This window comes from Microbispora catharanthi, from assembly GCF_006334915.2.
GTDB classification, from domain to species: Bacteria; Actinomycetota; Actinomycetes; order Streptosporangiales; family Streptosporangiaceae; genus Microbispora; species Microbispora catharanthi.
Genome location: NZ_VDMA02000016.1, coordinates 120,708 through 135,917 on the forward strand (window position 1 = coordinate 120,708; position 15,210 = coordinate 135,917).

The following is a 15,210-nucleotide window of genomic DNA, read 5'->3' on the forward strand; positions in this document are numbered from 1 at the left end:
TCCGCCCGGCGCCTCCCGTCGGGGGGGCAGCCCTACCTCCGATCGGGGGGCCCTTCGGATTCCGCCCGCGTACGCGTCTCGGCGAGCGTGAGAAGAAGCGGCACACCGCGAAGGAGGACACGGCGCCTGCGTGGCAGAACACGACTCGTGGCCGCCGGGCTCACGACGGCGGCGATGACGGCCGGGCTCGTCCCGGGGCAGGCACGGGCCGCGGAGGACCGGCCGGCGATCACGTGGACGGCGTGCGCCGGGGACGGGTTCCCGGCGGGAACGCGGTGCGGCACGCTCGACGTGCCGCTCGACTGGGCGCATCCGGACGGGAGGACGACGACCCTGCGTCTCGCGCGGCTGCCGGCCACCGATCCCGTCCGCCGGATCGGCAGCGTGCTGCACATCCCCGGCGGTCCTGGCTCCAGCGGGATCGAGGACGTCAAGCGGGCGGCGGGTGACCTTGCCGGGCTTCGGAAGCGCTTCGACCTCGTCGCCTACGATCCACGTAACACCGGGCTCACCGCCACGCTGCCCGAGTCCTGCGCGCAGCCGGCGGTACCGGCCCTGACCGAGCCCCGGAACCGGGCCGAGTACGACGCCCAGGCCAGGACGATCGCCGCGGCCATCCGCGAATGCCGGGCCGAGGACCGCAGCGGGCTGTACGGCAGGCTCGACTCGTTGTCGGTCGCCCGCGACATGGAGGCGATCCGCGCGGCCATCGGTGAGCGGCGGCTCAGCTTCATGGCCAACTCCTACGGAGGGGTGCCGGCCGCCGCCTACCTCCGGCTGTTCCCGGAACACGTCCGCGCCATGTACCTGGACGGCGTAATCAACCAGACCGCCGGCTGGGCGAACCAGAGCCTGCTCGGCTACCAGGGCCTGGAGCGCGAGTTCCAGAGCTTCACCACCTGGTGTGCGGCGACGCCCGCCTGCGCCCTGCACGGCGAGGACGCCGGGAAGGTCTGGCGCGACCTCACCGCGCGGGCCGACAGGTCGCCGATCCCGGTCACCTCCCAGCGGTTCGGCCGGGGGGAGCTGACCGGCTCCTCCCTGCGCTGGTTCGGGTTCGCCCCCGACCCCGGGCCGGGAGACTTCCGATGGCTGACCTTCGCCGAGGCGGTCGACAAGGCCCGGCACGGCGACGGCTCGGGCTTCGCCGACGCTTCCCTGGGCAACGCCCGCGGCTGGGCGATGCCCCTCATGCTCGGCATGACCTGCGCCGACGACCGGGGGCTACCACGGGTACGAGGAGTACGCCAGGGTGCGCCGCGAGGCACGGAGGATCTCCCCGAACTTCGGCGGCGCGGACCCCGACGCGCTCGCCTGCTCGGGGTGGCCGCTGCCGGTCGCGAACCCGTCCCGTCCCCTGCCGGTCCACGGCCTGCCGCCGCTGCTCGGCGCGGGGACCTGGGGCGACTTCGCGTGGACCGACAGTCTGGTCCGGCGGGTTCCCGGCTCGGCCACGATCCAGTACGAGAGACCCGGCCACGTTCTCTATCTGTCCGGCAACCGGTGCGCGATCGGGCACGCCACGCGGTATCTCACGGACCTGACGTTGCCCCCGCACGGCACCGTCTGCCTTCCCGGCGACTGACCGGGCTCCCCGGGCTTTCCGGGCGCGGCCTCCGCACCGTCGTGGCGGAGGCCGCCGGCCAGGTCACCCGTACACCTGTTCACCCGTATACCTGCGACACCCGGCGCTCGTAGGCCCGGCGCCAGGAGAGCCGGTAGAGGACCCGCATGATGGCCGGAGCGGAGCCGAAGATGTGGTCGCGGTCGGCGGGCGTGGCCACGTCGAGCAGCCAGGCGGCGAGCATCGGCAGGTCGCGGCCGTGGGTCTTGGTGACCTTCTTACCCGACTCCTCCCACCAGGCCGCGCTGACGTGCTCTCTGATGAGCGGGACGACCTCGGACTCCTCCAGGTCGAGGTGGGTGTTCAGCAGCCGGTCGAGCGTGCGCAGGTCGGCCGCGACCTCGCGGGCCGGCCTACCGCCGCCGGAGAGCCTGCCGATGACGGCGTCCATCTCCTGGTGGTCGGCCTCCAGCCGGTCCAGCACCGTCCGGGCCTCGGGGGCGAGACCGCGCAGCAGCGGCCAGATCGCCTCGTCCTCCTCGGTGTGGTGGTGGTGCAGGGCGCGCAGCAGCAGCGCGAGGTGCTCGTCGACGACCGCGCGGCGCCGCTCGTCGCGGGGGTCGCAGCGGTCGAGGACCTCGGCCAGCCTGCCGAACTCGCGCCGCAGGCCGGTGTGGAAGACGAGGAACGTGACGAGGTCGGGAGCGGGGTCGCCCGGCCGGCGCCGGGTCTGCGTCGGTGTTGTCATGGCCCCACGATGGGCCCGCCCTCTTCACCGTCACTCAACGTCCACTTGCGGCCCGCTCCCCGGCCGGTTGTCATCGGCGTACGGCCTCGCGTTCGCGGGCGATCCGTCCGGCCCACCAGGTCAGCCCGGCCGCCGCGCAGCGCTCGGCGGCCGTGTCCAGATGCGCCCGCGCCGTCTCCGGCCCGGCCGCCCGGCCCAGGTAAGCCATCCGCCCCAGGTAGTAGCCGACCGGCCCGGCGCAGAACGTCCCCGCCCCGAAGGCGATCCTGTCCTCGTACGGCAGGAGCCTGCGATAGGTCAGGGCGCACGCTTCGTGGTCGCCCGCGACGATCTGGGCCTCGCCCAGCAGGCACAGCCCGGGCAGCTCGCCGAAGTCGCGCGGCAGCGGGTGCCAGCCCTGCTCGCGCGCCGTCTCGGCCGCCGTGCGGTCGCCCCGCCAGTCGCCGATGAGCACACCCATCACCTGCCGGTGAGCGGGGAAGGGGGAGTAGTGCGCCATCAGCTCCTCGGCGCCGCCGAAGTCCCGCATCGCGAAGTGCCGGGTGAGCAGCGCCGAGGAGAGCGTGCTGCTCGTGTGCCACAGGTTGAGCCGCTCACCGGCCTCGGCCGCCACGGCGTACGCGTTGCCCGCGCCCTCGAAGTCCCCGTCGAGGAGGCGCCGGGTCCCGGTCCAGATCAGGTGCTGGAACCGGGGCCAGGGCAGGTCGAGCCGCTCGACCAGCACGCCCGCCCGCTCGGCGGCCCGGTCGGCGCCGGCCACGTCGAACAGGTCGATCCGGGTCCGCTCTCTGATCATGTGACCGAGCAGCTCGAACCCGGGCAACCCGAGCCCGGTGAGCTCCTCGCCGATCGCGTCGAGCTCCGCCATGTGCTCGGGCAGCTGCACGCCCAGATATCGCGCGTTCAGGGTGATCGCCAGCAGTTCCCGGCCGGCCTCACCGGAGGCCACCAGGCGGCGGGCCATCGCCAGCGCCTCGGCCGTGGCGGTGTCGCACCGGGGGTCGGCCGAGCCGTCGTAACGTTCCATCCCCAGGCAGCCGAGCAGCCTGCAGCGCAGTTCGGAGTCCCCCTCCGGCAGCGCGGTGAGGGCGTCCTCGATGCGCCGCACGGTGTGCAGCTCGATGTCGCCATAGGTGTAGAACTTCCACAACCCCGGGGCGTCCAGGCTGGTCAGCGCCCGCGCGGCGAGCAGCGGGTCGCCCGACCTGTCGGCCGCGAGCACCGCCTCCGCCCGGGTCTGCCGTGCCGAGAAGCCGTGACCGGCGGCGAGCTGCGCCCGGACCAGTTGGAGCAGGAGTTCGACGTGCTCGCGGGGGTCCGCGCCGGGCAGCGTCCCGTGCGCCTCCACCGCCCGGCGCCACCACTGCGCGGCGTCCTCGTACGCGTGCCGTCCGGCCGCCTGCCCCGCCGTGGCCGACGCCCAGCGCACCGCGTCCGCCGCGGCGGCGGGCCCGGCGGCCAGCGCGTGCCTGGCGAGGACCGCGAGGTCGGCCCCCGGCCGCAGTTCGAGCGCCCGGAGCGCGGCCAGGTGCAGCCCGGCCCGGCGGCGCGGCGGGATGCCGGCGTAGACCGTCTCCCGGACCAGATCGTGGGTGAAGCGCAGGTCCTCGTCCAGAACGCGGAGGGCGGTCGCGGCGTCGAGCGCCTCGTCCACGTCCGCGCCCGAGGCGTCCGCGACGACCTCGGCCAGCAGCCGCCGGTCCGCGCCGGTGCCGAGCACGGCCGCCGCGTCGATGGCGGGGCGGTGCCGGGCGGGCAGGTCGAGCAGGCGGCGGCGCAGGACGTCGGCCAGGCCCTCGGGAACCCCGGTGAGCGCCCTCTCGATGCCCCGGTCCTCGGCCAGCCGGAGGGTCTCGCGGATGAACAGCGGATTGCCCCGGGTGCGCTCGGCGAGCGCCGCCACGCTCGCCGCGTCGCGCAGCCCCGACAGCTCGGCGACCGCGGCGCGGTCGAGCCCGGCCAGCGGCAGGCGGAGGGCGTCGTGCCGCCCGAGCAGGCCGAGCGTGTCGTGCACCGCGGCCGGGCCCTCGCCGGACCGCACGGTGATCACGATGGCGACCGCGCCGCGCAGCAGCAACGCGAGGTCGGACAGCAGGCCCAGCGACGCCGTGTCGGCCCACTGGAGATCGTCGATCGCCACGAGCAGCGGCCGGTCGGCCGCGGCCGTCCCCAGGTACGCCGCGGTCGCCTGGTGCAGCCGGAACCGGGCCTCGCTCGCCTCGGCGGGCCGTTCGGCCCCCGGGGCGGGGTCGTCTCCCGGGGCGTCGTCGGCGAGCAGCACCCGCAGGGCGGCGGCCTGCGCGGGGGAGGGGGGGACCCGGGCGGCGAGATCCCGGACGATCTGCTGCCACGGCCACAGCGCGGGCACGCCGGAGGTCTCGTGACATCTGCCCCAGGCGACCAGCCAGCCCTCGGCGGCCCGCCGCGCGGCGAACGCCTCCGCCAGCCACGTCTTGCCGATCCCCGGCTCACCGGAGATCACCGCGATCCCCGGCCCGCGCTGGGCCACTCCCCGGGCCGCCTGGATGACGTCCCGCGCCAGCTCGTCGAGCCGGTCGAACTGCGTCCCCCGGCCGACGGCGCGCCGCTCCGGCCGGTCCGCCTCGGCCCGTGCCGCTTCGGCGCGTGCCGCTTGGACTGGCACCGCGCGGCCCTGCCGTACGGGGACGGGGCCGTCGAGGGCCGGGTCCTGGGCGAGGATCGCCTCCTCCAGGCGTCGCAGCGCCGGGCCGGGGTCGAGGCCGAGTTCCTCGGCCAGGTGGACCCGGGCCGTGCGCAGCGCCTCCAGGGCGTCCGCCTGCCGGCCCAGGGCGTAGAGCGTGCGGGCGAGCAGCTCCCACAGCCCCTCGCGCAGGGGATGCCCGGCCACCAGGGCCTCCAGCTCGCCCACCACGTGCGGGTCGCCCACCCGCCCGGCCAGGAGACGTTCCCGCGTCACCAGATGCGCCTCGGCGAGCCGCTCGATCTCCGGCCGGAGCCAGGGCACGTCGCCGAACTCCTCGTACGGCATGCCGCGCCACAGGGCCAGTGCGCGTTCCGGCTCGCCTGCCTGGGCCAGGCGGAGGAACTCGTCGGCGTCCACCTCGTGCGGCCCGAGCGCGTACCCCGGAGGGCGGCTGAGGAGCACGGACGAGGGCGTGCGCGGAGCACGGCCGGGTTCGAGCACCCGGCGCAGGTTGGAGATGTAGCTGTGCAGCGTGCTCTGGGCGCGCGGCGGCGGCGTGCCGTCGTACAGGTCGTCGAGGATCGCGTCCACCGACACGGTCGCGCCCCTGGCGATCAGCAGGCGGGCCACCAGCAACCGGGGCCGCGGCCCGCCGAGGTCGACGGGAACGCCGTCGACGTACGCCTCGACCGGGCCGAGCACCCGGAACATGACCGCCATGCCGGGATTGTGCCACGATCATCGGCCGAGACTGAGCCCTCAGGCGGAGAGCACTGCGCTTCAGGTGCAGAGCACCCTGTTCTCAGGTGCGGAGCACCCTGTCTCAGGCGCGGAGCAGCCCGGGCACGGCTTCGCGGAGGTGGGCGAGGCTCGCCGCCGCGGCGTCCATGGCCCGCCCGACCGGCCCGGTGAGCACGCCGTCCCGCTTCACGACCACGCCGTCGCAGACGACCGTGCGGACCAGCCCGGGGTGGCCGGCGAGGACGACGGCGGCGCGCGGGTCGAGCATCGGCGCCATGGCGGGGGTGGCGGCCTCGATCACGATCAGGTCGGCCCGCTTGCCGGGCGTGAGGCTGCCGGTGACGGCGGACAGCCCGGCCACCGCGGCGCCGTCGGCGGTGACCATCCGCAGCAGGCCGTCGGCGGTGAGCGGCGCCGGATCCTGCGTGAACCGGTGGTGCGCCAGGGCGGCGCGCATCTGGGTGAACATGTCTCCCGAGGTGGCGACCTCGGTGTCGGTGCTGAGGCCGGTGACGAGGCCCGCCCGCAGGAGACGGCCGGTCGCGGGCGTGCCGAGCCCGGGCATGGTCATCTCGATGAACGGCGACACGCTCGCGGTCGCGCCGGCGTCCGCGGCGGCCTTCAGCTCGTCGTCGCCGGTCGCGCTCGCGTGCACCAGCGTGATCGTCTCGTCGAGCAGGCCTTCGTCGTGCAGCCACCCGACGCTGCCCGCCTTGTCGGCGGAGCCGACGTGCATGGTGGCCCGCAGGCCGAGCTCCCGCGCGAGCAACAGGTCACGCCGGGCGGCGGCGGGAGCCGACATCTCGGGGCCCCGCGCCGCCAGGGCCATCGTCACGCGGGCGGTGTCGTCGCGGAGCACGTCCCTGATCCGGCGGACGTCGGCGGGAAGCTCCGCGTCGCTGTGGTCACCCACCCAGGTGAGCGGGTCGATCTGGGGCCAGCCGTAGGCGAAGACCCCGCGGATCCCGCTGTCGCGCAGTGCGGCCACGGCGGCGTCGCTGTGCTCGGGGGTGTTCTGGATGTGGGACCAGTCGAGGAGCGTGGTGATCCCGGACTCCAGCGCGCCGAGCGCGCCGAGCAGGGTGCCGGCGTAGACGTCCTCGGGCCGGAAGTTCGGCCCGAGCTGGAGGAACGCGGCCCCGAGGTAGTCCATCAGGCTCCAGTCCAGCCCGATGTGACGCAGCGCGGACTGCCAGGTGTGGCGGTGGGTGTCCACCAGGCCCGGCATCACCACGCAGCCCGAGGCGTCCACGACGTCCGCCTCCGGGGACGCTCCTGCGGCAGGGCCGACCGACACGATCACGCCGTCGTGGACGACGACGTCGGCGGGGCCGTCCGGCACCGCCGGGTCCATGCCGATCACGTGGCCGCCGGTGACGATCAGATCGTTGCTGAGAGGCATCCTTCGCTCCTTCGATGTTCGAGGTGATGCCTCTTTGTCCCACCGCATGCTTGTGGCCGGCTCCACGCGGCGCGCGCCGCCGCGTCAAGCCGGCCACAAGTCGGTGTGGACCCCGGTCAGGCGGCGGGCGCCGTGGTTTCCAGTTCGTGGACGCGCGGGTCGCCCTGGTCGGCGAAGTAGTCCTCCGGCCGGGTGCCGTCCGGGCCGTCGGTGCTCTTGAGGGCACGGGCCACGAAGGTCCCGAGCACGGCGACGACCAGGTTGACGATCAGCGCGAGGAACCCGGCGTACACCGTGATCTTGGTGTCGAACCCGAGCTGCGACAGCGGGAAGGCCGAACCGCCGAAGTGGGCGTGGTTGGTGGCCGGGTTGGCGATGTTGTACAGCAGCACCATCCCGGCCGCCATGCCCGCGGCCCAGCCCGCGATCAGGCCGCCCCGGTGGAACCAGCGGGTGTACAGGCCGAGGCCCACCGACGGGAGCGTCTGCAGGATGATCACGCCGCCGATGAGCTGCAGGTCGATCGAGAACTGCGGTTCGATGAGCAGGATGCACAGCACCGCGCCGATCTTCACGACCAGCGACGCGATCTTGCTGACCGTGGCCTCCTGGGCGGCGGTGGCGTCCCGCTTGATGTACTCCTTGTAGATGTTGCGGGAGAACAGGTTGGCCGCGGCGATCGACATGATCGCGGCCGGCACGAGCGCGCCGATGCCGACGGCGGCGAAAGCCACTCCGGCGAACCAGTCGGGGAACACGTTGTCGAACAGCTGCGGCACGATCGTGTTGCTGTCCTTGCCGATCGGCTTGACCCCGGCCGCGATCGCCATGTAGCCGAGCAGCGCGATCAGGCCGAGCAGCAGGCTGTAGGCCGGCAGGGCCGACATGTTCCGCTTGATGACGTTCCGGTTCCGCGACGCGAGGATCCCGGTGACGCTGTGCGGATAGAGGAACAGCGCCAGCGCCGAGCCGAACGCGAGCGTGACGTACTGGAGCTGGTTGTTGGCGTTCAGCAGCGGGCCGTCGCCTGGGTTCGGGGTCGCGTCGAACTTGGCCTTCGCGGCGTCGAAGATCGACCCCCAGCCGCCGAGCTTGGCCGGGATGTAGATGATCGCGACCAGGATCACCAGGTAGATCAGCGAGTCCTTGACGAACGCGATCAGCGCGGGGGCGCGCAGCCCGGACTGGTAGGTGTAGGCCGCGAGGATCGCGAACGCGATGATCAGCGGCAGGTCGCCCGTCAGCCCCATCGTCTTCAGCACCGCCTCGATGCCGATGAGCTGCAGCGCGATGTACGGCATGGTCGCGACGATGCCGGTGATCGCCACGAGCAGCGCCAGCGTCGGGGAGCCGAAGCGCACGCGGACGAAGTCGGCCGGCGTGACGAGGTTGTGCACGTGTGAGACCGACCACAGCCGGACCAGCACGAGCATCACCATCGGGTAGACGACCACCGTGTACGGCACGGCGTAGAAGCCCATGGCGCCCGCGCCGAAGATCAGGGCGGGCACGGCCACGAACGTGTAGGCCGTGTAGAGGTCGCCGCCGATCAGGAACCAGGTGATCCAGCTGCCGAAGCTGCGCCCGCCGAGACCCCACTCGTCCAGCGTGGCGAGGTCGCCGGGACGGCGCCAGCGGGCGGCGAGGAAGCCCATGCCGCTGACGACCAGGAACAGGAGCGTGAAGATGACGATCTCGGTGGTCTTCACCGGCTCCTCCTCGTCGCGCGGTAGACGAGGGTGGTGGAGGTGACGCCGAGGATGATGAAGGCGAGTTGCAGCCAGTAGAACATCGGGATGCCGAACAGCCGCGGTTCGTCGGCGTTGAACAGGGGCGGGATGAGCGGGATCACGATCGGCAGCAGGAGCAGCCAGTTCAGCGGGCTTCGGTCAGGGTTTCGGCCGCGGTCGGCGCGGGGGGTCGTCACACGTTCTCCAATCGGACACGGACCAGGCGTGCCCGGCAGATCCGCGCGACGGGGCCGTCGCGCGGACCAGCGGGACGGTTGCTCGGCGGCAGCGTAAGGACTCACAGGTCACAGGGAGATCACCGATCGCCGAACGGTCGTGTTGGCGCGCCCAGCGACGATCGGCGACTCACCGGCGAAGGATCGGCGAGTGATCGGCGGTCGATATGGCGACGACGCGGATCAGGGCGCCCACGGCGGCGATCGCGGGGGAGGTCGCCGACCAGATGGCCGCCCGATACCTGACGCGGTCTGACAGGAACGGGGGATAGCCTCCCGCCGGAAGGAGGCGATGCGATGCGATACGTGGCGCTGCTGCGCGGCATCAACGTCAACCCCGCCACCGCGGTGGCGATGGCCGATCTCAGGGCACTGCTGGAACGGCTCGGATACGGAAACGTGCGCACGCACCTGCGCAGCGGGAACGCCCTGTTCACCGCGGACGGCGACGCCGAGCCGATCGCCGCCGCGATCGAGCGCGGGATCCGGGAGGAGCTCGGCCTGTCCGTCGCGGTGATCGTCCGTACGGCTGAGCAGCTTCGCGGCGTGGTGGAGCACAACCCCCTGGAGGTCCGGGACCCCGCCCGGTTCGCCGTGGTCTTCCTGGCCCGGCCGCCGGACCGGGAGGGGCTGGCGAGCATCGATCCGGCGGCGTACGCCCCGGAGGAGATGCGGATAGGCGAGCGGGAGCTCTACGTCTACTTCCCCGACGGGCTGCGGCGTCCCAAGCTGCCGCCCCTCATGGAGAAGTATTCGACCGGCCCGGCCACCATGCGCAACTGGAACACCGTCACCCGCCTGCTCTCGCTCGCCGAGGGCCTCTAGGAACACTCCTCGGCCCGGGACCCAGTAGGGTCTGTGTCCTGATGAGCGCCACTCTTGTCGCGAAGGAACTCACCGCCGGGCACGGCGACCGCGTCCTGTTCACGGATCTCGATCTGGTCGTCGCGCCCGGGGACGTCGTGGGGCTGGTGGGTGTGAACGGCGCGGGCAAGTCGACGCTGCTGCGCCTGCTGGCCGGCCTCGACGCCCCCGAGCACGGCAGCGTCCGGCTCAGCCCGCCCACCGCCAACATCGGCCATCTGCCGCAGGAGCCCGAACGGCGGCCCGGTGAGACCGTCGCCGCCTTCCTCGCCCGCCGGACCGGGGTCGCCCCCGCGCAGCGGGCCCTCGACGCGGCCACCGAGGCCCTCGTAAGCGGCGATCCCGGCGACGCGTACGCCGAGGCCCTCGATCGCTGGCTCGCCCTCGGCGGCGCCGACCTGGAGGAGCGGGCCGAGGAGGTGGTCGCCGACCTCGGGCTCACGGTCGGCCTGGAGCAGGAGATGACGTCCCTGTCCGGCGGCCAGGCGGCCCGGGCGGGGCTGGCCTCGCTGCTGCTCAGCCGTTACGACGTGTTCCTCCTCGACGAGCCCACCAACGACCTCGACCTCGACGGTTTGGACCGGCTCGAACGCTTCGTGACGGGGCTGCGCGCCGGGACCGTGGTCGTCAGTCACGACCGCGAGTTCCTCGCCCGTACGGTGAACAGGGTGGTCGAGCTCGACCTGGCCCAGCAGCAGGTCCGCGCGTACGGCGGCGGTTACGACGCCTACCTGGAGGAGCGCGAGATCGCCCGCAGGCACGCGCGCGAGCAGTACGAGGACTACGCCGAGACGAGGGCGTCTTTGGAAGCCCGCGCCCGGGCCCAGCGCGCCTGGATGGAGAAGGGCGTCAAGAACGCGCGCCGCAAGGCCACCGACGGGGACAAGATCGGGCGGAAGTTCCGCACCGAGGCGACGGAGAAGCAGGCGGCCAAGGCCCGGCAGACCGAGAGGCTGATCGAGCGGATGGACGTCGTCGAGGAGCCGCGTAAGGAGTGGGAGCTGCGGATGGAGATCGCCGCCGCGCCTCGCTCCGGGGCCGTGGTCGCAACGCTGCGCGGCGCGGTCGCGCGACGTGGCGCCTTCACGCTCGGGCCCGTCGACCTGCAGATCGACTGGGCGGACCGGGTCGCGATCACCGGCGCGAACGGCTCGGGCAAGAGCACCCTGCTCGGCGTGCTGCTCGGCCGGGTGCCCCTCGACGAGGGGACGGCGGCGCTCGGCCCCAGTGTGGTCGTCGGCGAGGTCGACCAGGCCCGCGCCCTCTTCGAAGGCGACGAGCCGCTCCTCGACGCGTTCGGCGCGCTCGTCGACCTGCCGCCCGCCGACGTCCGCACGCTGCTGGCCAAGTTCGGCCTGCGCGCCGACCACGTGCTCCGCTCTGCGGCCACGCTGTCGCCGGGCGAGCGCACGAGAGCGGCCCTCGCTCTCCTGCAGGCCCGTGGGGTCAACCTGCTCGTCCTGGACGAACCCACCAACCATCTCGACCTTGCGGCGATCGAACAGCTGGAGTCCGCGCTCGCCTCGTACACGGGGACCCTGCTGCTCGTCACCCACGACCGGCGCATGCTGAAGGCCGTCCACACGACCCGCCGCATCGTCGCCGAGGCCGGCCGCGTCCGCGAGGCCTGAAGCGCGAGAGGTTCGACGCGTTTGTCGATCAATCACATGGCGTGATGCTGATGGGTGGTTGATGATGCCGGTATGCGCGGATGGGGACCGGTCTGGGGTGGGGCCGGGGTCGCGGTGGCGGCCCTGGCGGCGCTGGGCGTCTACTTGTCGCAGGTGGGGCTGGATAAGGCGGACAAGCTGGCCAGCGTGATCGGGCTGTTCGTCGCCCTGGCCGGGCTGGGGATGGCGGTGTACGGGCTGGTCGCCGAGCGGAAGAGCGGTGGTGGCGGTGTGCGGCAGCGGGCCGAGGCCACCGGGCGTGGCCGCGTCTTTCAGGCCGGCCGTGACATCAACGCCGGGCTGCCACGGCGGCACGGAGGAAGCGACGACGACACGGTGGGTGGCACCGCCGCCGGTGCAGCGCACCCGGTGTGGCAGCAGGCCACGGCCACTGAGGACGGCCAGGTGGATCAGGCCGGCCGCGACATCGACAAGCGGTGAAGCCGGCACGCGGGTCACGCAAGGTGATCCAGCATGCGGAAGGCGCGGGGCTGGCCCGGATCTACCAGGCCGCCGGAGACCTGATCGTGTATGGAGGCGAGGAGCCGTACCGGTGGGCCCTGTGGCCTGCACCGCCGCCTGCGACGGCGGGCGAGGCGCGCGCGCAGCCGAGTGAGCTGTTGCGGGCCTCTCGCGCGCTGATCGCCTTCACCGGCCGCCGTGATTTGCTGGCGGAGCTGGCGAGCTGGCGGGACGCCGGCACCGGGCAGGACGTGGCGGTGCGTCTGATCCATGGGCCGGGCGGGCAGGGCAAGACCCGGCTGGCCGGACATGTGGCGCACCTGTGGGGGCAGCAGGGATGGGTGGTGCTGACGGCCCACCACCGGCGTGATCGCTCCACCGCGGCGGACTTCGAGGTTCCCGCCTTCGACGAGGCGGCCGGGGTGCTGGTGCTGGTGGACTATGCCGAACGGTGGGACACCGCCGACCTGCTCACCCTGCTGCGTGATGCGCATGCGTCCGGGCGGGTGCCGGTGCGGGTGCTGTTGCTGGCCCGCCCGGCCGGCACCTGGTGGGACAGCCTGAAGGGGCGGATGCAGCGGGACCTGGGCCTGGTGCCCAGCCGGCGGGAGCTGGAGCCGTTGGAGCGGGAGAGCGGGATCACTCGTGCGGGGCTGTTCGCCGCGGCCCGTGATCGGTTCGCCGAACTGCTGCGGGTGCCCGAGGCCGGTTCGGTGGCCGCGCCGTCCGGGCTGGAGCGGCATGAGGCCTATCGGCTGGTGCTGACCGTGCACATGGCCGCTTTGGCCGCGGTGCTGGCCGCCGAGCGTGGTCAGGTGGCGCCCGTCGATCCCGTGCGGGTGTCGGAGTTCCTGCTGGCGCGTGAACGAGATCATTGGGAGGCGATGGCGTCCCCGCGCCGGGAGAAGCCGCTGGCGACCTCGCCGGAGGCGATGGGCCAGATCGTCTACACCGCGACGCTGACCGGACGGCTCGGCTACGACGACGGCAAAGCCGCCCTGGCACGCGCCGAGGTCGAGTCGACCCAGGCGATCGGGCAGCTTCTGAAGGACCACGCGGTGTGCTACCCGCCCGCCGGGCCGGCCTCGCCGGAGGGGGTATCGACTGCTCACGCGAGCGCCACGGTGCTGGAGCCGTTGTATCCCGACCGGCTGGGCGAGGACTTCCTCGCCTTGTCCGTCCCCGGCCATTCCTGCGATTTTCCCGTCGACCCGTGGGCGCAGACGGCGCCTGCCCGGCTGCTGGCCCCGCCCGTCGGCGCCGGTGACGGACCGGACCAGGGCGGCGGCGTACCGGCATGGGTACAGCATGCGGTGACCACGCTGATCGAGGCCGCGTGCCGGTGGCCCCATCTGACGCAGCGGCAGTTGTATCCGCTGCTGGCCGATGCCCCGCACCTGGCTGTGCACGCCGGCGGCGCCGCTTTGGCCAGGCTGGCCGGCCTGGACGACATCGATGCGAGGTTACTGGCGGCCATCGAGGCGATGCTGCCCGATCATCGGCATATCGATCTCGATATCGGGGCCGCCGCGGTAGCCTCCCGCCTGGCCGAGCACCGGCTGGCCGCCGCCACCGATCCGGCCACCCGTGCCCACATCTATGACGCCTTGGCTGTCCGCCTGTCCTACGCGGGGCTGCACGCACGCGCCCTGGCCGAAGGCCACCAGGCCGTCCGGCTCTGGCGTCGGCTCGCCGCGCTGGACCGGGACGCTCACCTGCCCGACCTGGCGTTGTCGTTGCACAATCACGCGACCCGGCTGGCGGAGGTCGGGCGGCGGGCCGAGGCGGTGCCGGTCAGCGTGGAGGCCGTTCGCCTGCACGGCGAGCTGGCCGAGCTCGACCGGGACGCCTACCTGCCCGGTCTGGCCGACTCGTTGCACAACCACGCCGCCTTACTGTCGGAGGTCGGGCGGCGGGCCGAGGCGGTGCCGGTCAGCGTGGAGGCCGTTCGCCTGCACGGCGAGCTGGCCGAGCTCGACCGGGATGCCTACCTGCCCGGCCTGGCCGCCTCGTTGAACAACCACGCTCTGCGGCTGGCGGAGGTCGGGCGGCGGGCCGAGGCGGTTCCCTTCAGTGAGGAGGCCGTGCGTCTGCGCCGGGTGCTGGTCGAGCTCAACCGGGACGCCTACCTGCCCGGCCTGGCCGACTCGTTGGGCAACTACGCGAACCAGCTGGCGGAGGTCGGGCGGCGGGCCGAGGCGGTTCCCTTCAGTGAGGAGGCCGTGCGTCTGCGCCGGGAGTTGGCCGAGCTCAACCGGGACGCCTACCTGCCCGGCCTGGCCGGCTCGTTGACCAATCACGCTCTGCGGCTGGCGGAGGTCGGGCGGCGGGCCGAGGCGGTTCCCTTCAGTGAGGAGGCCGTCCGTCTTCACGGCGAGCTGGCCGAGCTCGACCGGGACGCTCACCTGCCCGACGTGGCGATGTCGTTGCACAATTACGCCGCCTTGCTGGCGGAGGTCGGGCGGCGGGCCGAGGCGGTTCCCTTCAGTGAGGAGGCCCTCCGCCTGCACCGGGTGCTGGTCGAGCTCAACCGGGACGCCCACCTGCCCGACCTGGCCCGCTCGTTGACCAATCACGCCGCCTTCCTGGCGGGCATGCGGCGCCGGGCCGAGGCGGTTCCCTTCAGCGAGGAGGCCCTCCGCCTGCACCGGGAGTTGGCCGAGCTCAACCGGGACGCCTACCTACCCGGCCTGGCGATGTCGTTGAACAACCACGCTGCCTTGCTGGCGGGTGTCGGGCGGGGGGCCGAGGCGGTTCCGGTCAGTGAGGAGGCCGTGTGCCTGCACCGGGAGTTGGCCGAGCTCGATCGGGACGCCTACCTGCCCGGCTATGTCAGAAGCCTTGCGGCCCGCGGGTATGTGAGGATCGAGGACTCCCGATTCGGTGCCGCCGTAACCCCGCTGATCGAGGCGTTGCTGGCGTCGCGGGAACTGCCCGAGCACATCGCCCAGGACATCATCGGCTCGGTCGCCGACCTGCTGCTTCTCGCCTATGCGGGAGACGCCGCCGCGGTGGCCGAGGAGTTCCGTGTCGTCACCGGCCGGGACATCCCGGTCTGGATGAAGGAGCCGCCCTCCGCCACCTCAGGCTGACGAGAGCGACCTCGGTGATGTGCCGCCGGGCTCGCG

General features: G+C 73.1%; 10 protein-coding genes. 5 read left to right on the plus strand and 5 right to left on the minus strand.

The genetic code is table 11. From position 1 onward, the window contains the following. Nucleotides 1-147: 147 nt before the first annotated feature. Complete coding sequence (locus FH610_RS45860) at nucleotides 148-1,698, plus strand: alpha/beta fold hydrolase (protein WP_139577944.1); 1,551 nt, start codon at nucleotides 148-150, stop codon at nucleotides 1,696-1,698. Here FH610_RS45860 and FH610_RS27590 read toward each other — a convergent pair. The 5 genes from FH610_RS27590 to FH610_RS27610 form a co-directional block, all read right to left on the minus strand. Next, a complete protein-coding gene (locus tag FH610_RS27590; protein WP_139577945.1) occupies nucleotides 1,665-2,312 on the minus strand; it encodes a hemerythrin domain-containing protein in 648 nt (215 codons plus the stop codon). The genes FH610_RS45860 and FH610_RS27590 overlap by 34 nt on opposite strands. 70 nt (nucleotides 2,313-2,382) lie before the next feature. Then, entirely contained in the window at nucleotides 2,383-5,697 is a 3,315-nt protein-coding gene (locus FH610_RS27595) for an ATP-binding protein (RefSeq protein WP_139577946.1), read from the minus strand. A gap of 103 nt (nucleotides 5,698-5,800) precedes the next feature. Further along, on the minus strand, nucleotides 5,801-7,120 hold the full coding sequence (locus tag FH610_RS27600; RefSeq protein ID WP_161628095.1) for an amidohydrolase family protein: 1,320 nt from the start codon (nucleotides 7,118-7,120) through the stop codon (nucleotides 5,801-5,803). Nucleotides 7,121-7,236: 116 nt separating this feature from the next. Next, the gene (gene mctP, locus FH610_RS27605) at nucleotides 7,237-8,829 is read right to left on the minus strand and encodes a monocarboxylate uptake permease MctP (protein ID WP_276607709.1); all 1,593 of its coding nucleotides are present in this window, start codon (nucleotides 8,827-8,829) and stop codon (nucleotides 7,237-7,239) included. Continuing rightward, nucleotides 8,826-9,047: a DUF3311 domain-containing protein gene (locus FH610_RS27610; protein WP_205826108.1), complete on the minus strand. Its 222-nt coding sequence runs from the start codon at nucleotides 9,045-9,047 to the stop codon at nucleotides 8,826-8,828. The genes mctP and FH610_RS27610 overlap by 4 nt, the downstream gene beginning before the upstream one ends. 336 nt (nucleotides 9,048-9,383) lie before the next feature. Between FH610_RS27610 and FH610_RS27615 the strand changes: the two genes are divergently transcribed. From FH610_RS27615 to FH610_RS27630, 4 genes are all read left to right on the plus strand, one after another. Beyond that, on the plus strand, nucleotides 9,384-9,911 hold the full coding sequence (locus FH610_RS27615) for a DUF1697 domain-containing protein (RefSeq protein WP_139577948.1): 528 nt from the start codon (nucleotides 9,384-9,386) through the stop codon (nucleotides 9,909-9,911). A 41-nt stretch (nucleotides 9,912-9,952) separates the two neighbouring features. Then, nucleotides 9,953-11,581 (plus strand): ABC-F family ATP-binding cassette domain-containing protein, encoded by a 1,629-nt coding sequence (locus FH610_RS27620; RefSeq protein WP_139577949.1) that lies wholly within the window; start codon nucleotides 9,953-9,955, stop codon nucleotides 11,579-11,581. A gap of 72 nt (nucleotides 11,582-11,653) precedes the next feature. After that, complete coding sequence (locus FH610_RS43900) at nucleotides 11,654-12,061, plus strand: hypothetical protein (protein ID WP_205826109.1); 408 nt, start codon at nucleotides 11,654-11,656, stop codon at nucleotides 12,059-12,061. Between the two features lie 23 nt (nucleotides 12,062-12,084). Further along, the gene (locus FH610_RS27630) at nucleotides 12,085-15,174 is read left to right on the plus strand and encodes a tetratricopeptide repeat protein (protein WP_139577950.1); all 3,090 of its coding nucleotides are present in this window, start codon (nucleotides 12,085-12,087) and stop codon (nucleotides 15,172-15,174) included. Nucleotides 15,175-15,210: the final 36 nt, after the last annotated feature.

Coding starts and splice junctions, on each gene's coding strand:
- FH610_RS27590 (WP_139577945.1), bottom strand. CDS start 2,312: ATGACAACACCGACGCAGACCCGGCGCCGGCCGGGCGACCCCGCTCCC.
- FH610_RS27595 (WP_139577946.1), bottom strand. CDS start 5,697: ATGGCGGTCATGTTCCGGGTGCTCGGCCCGGTCGAGGCGTACGTCGAC.
- FH610_RS27600 (WP_161628095.1), bottom strand. CDS start 7,120: ATGCCTCTCAGCAACGATCTGATCGTCACCGGCGGCCACGTGATCGGC.
- FH610_RS27615 (WP_139577948.1), top strand. CDS start 9,384: ATGCGATACGTGGCGCTGCTGCGCGGCATCAACGTCAACCCCGCCACC.
- FH610_RS27620 (WP_139577949.1), top strand. CDS start 9,953: ATGAGCGCCACTCTTGTCGCGAAGGAACTCACCGCCGGGCACGGCGAC.
- FH610_RS43900 (WP_205826109.1), top strand. CDS start 11,654: ATGCGCGGATGGGGACCGGTCTGGGGTGGGGCCGGGGTCGCGGTGGCG.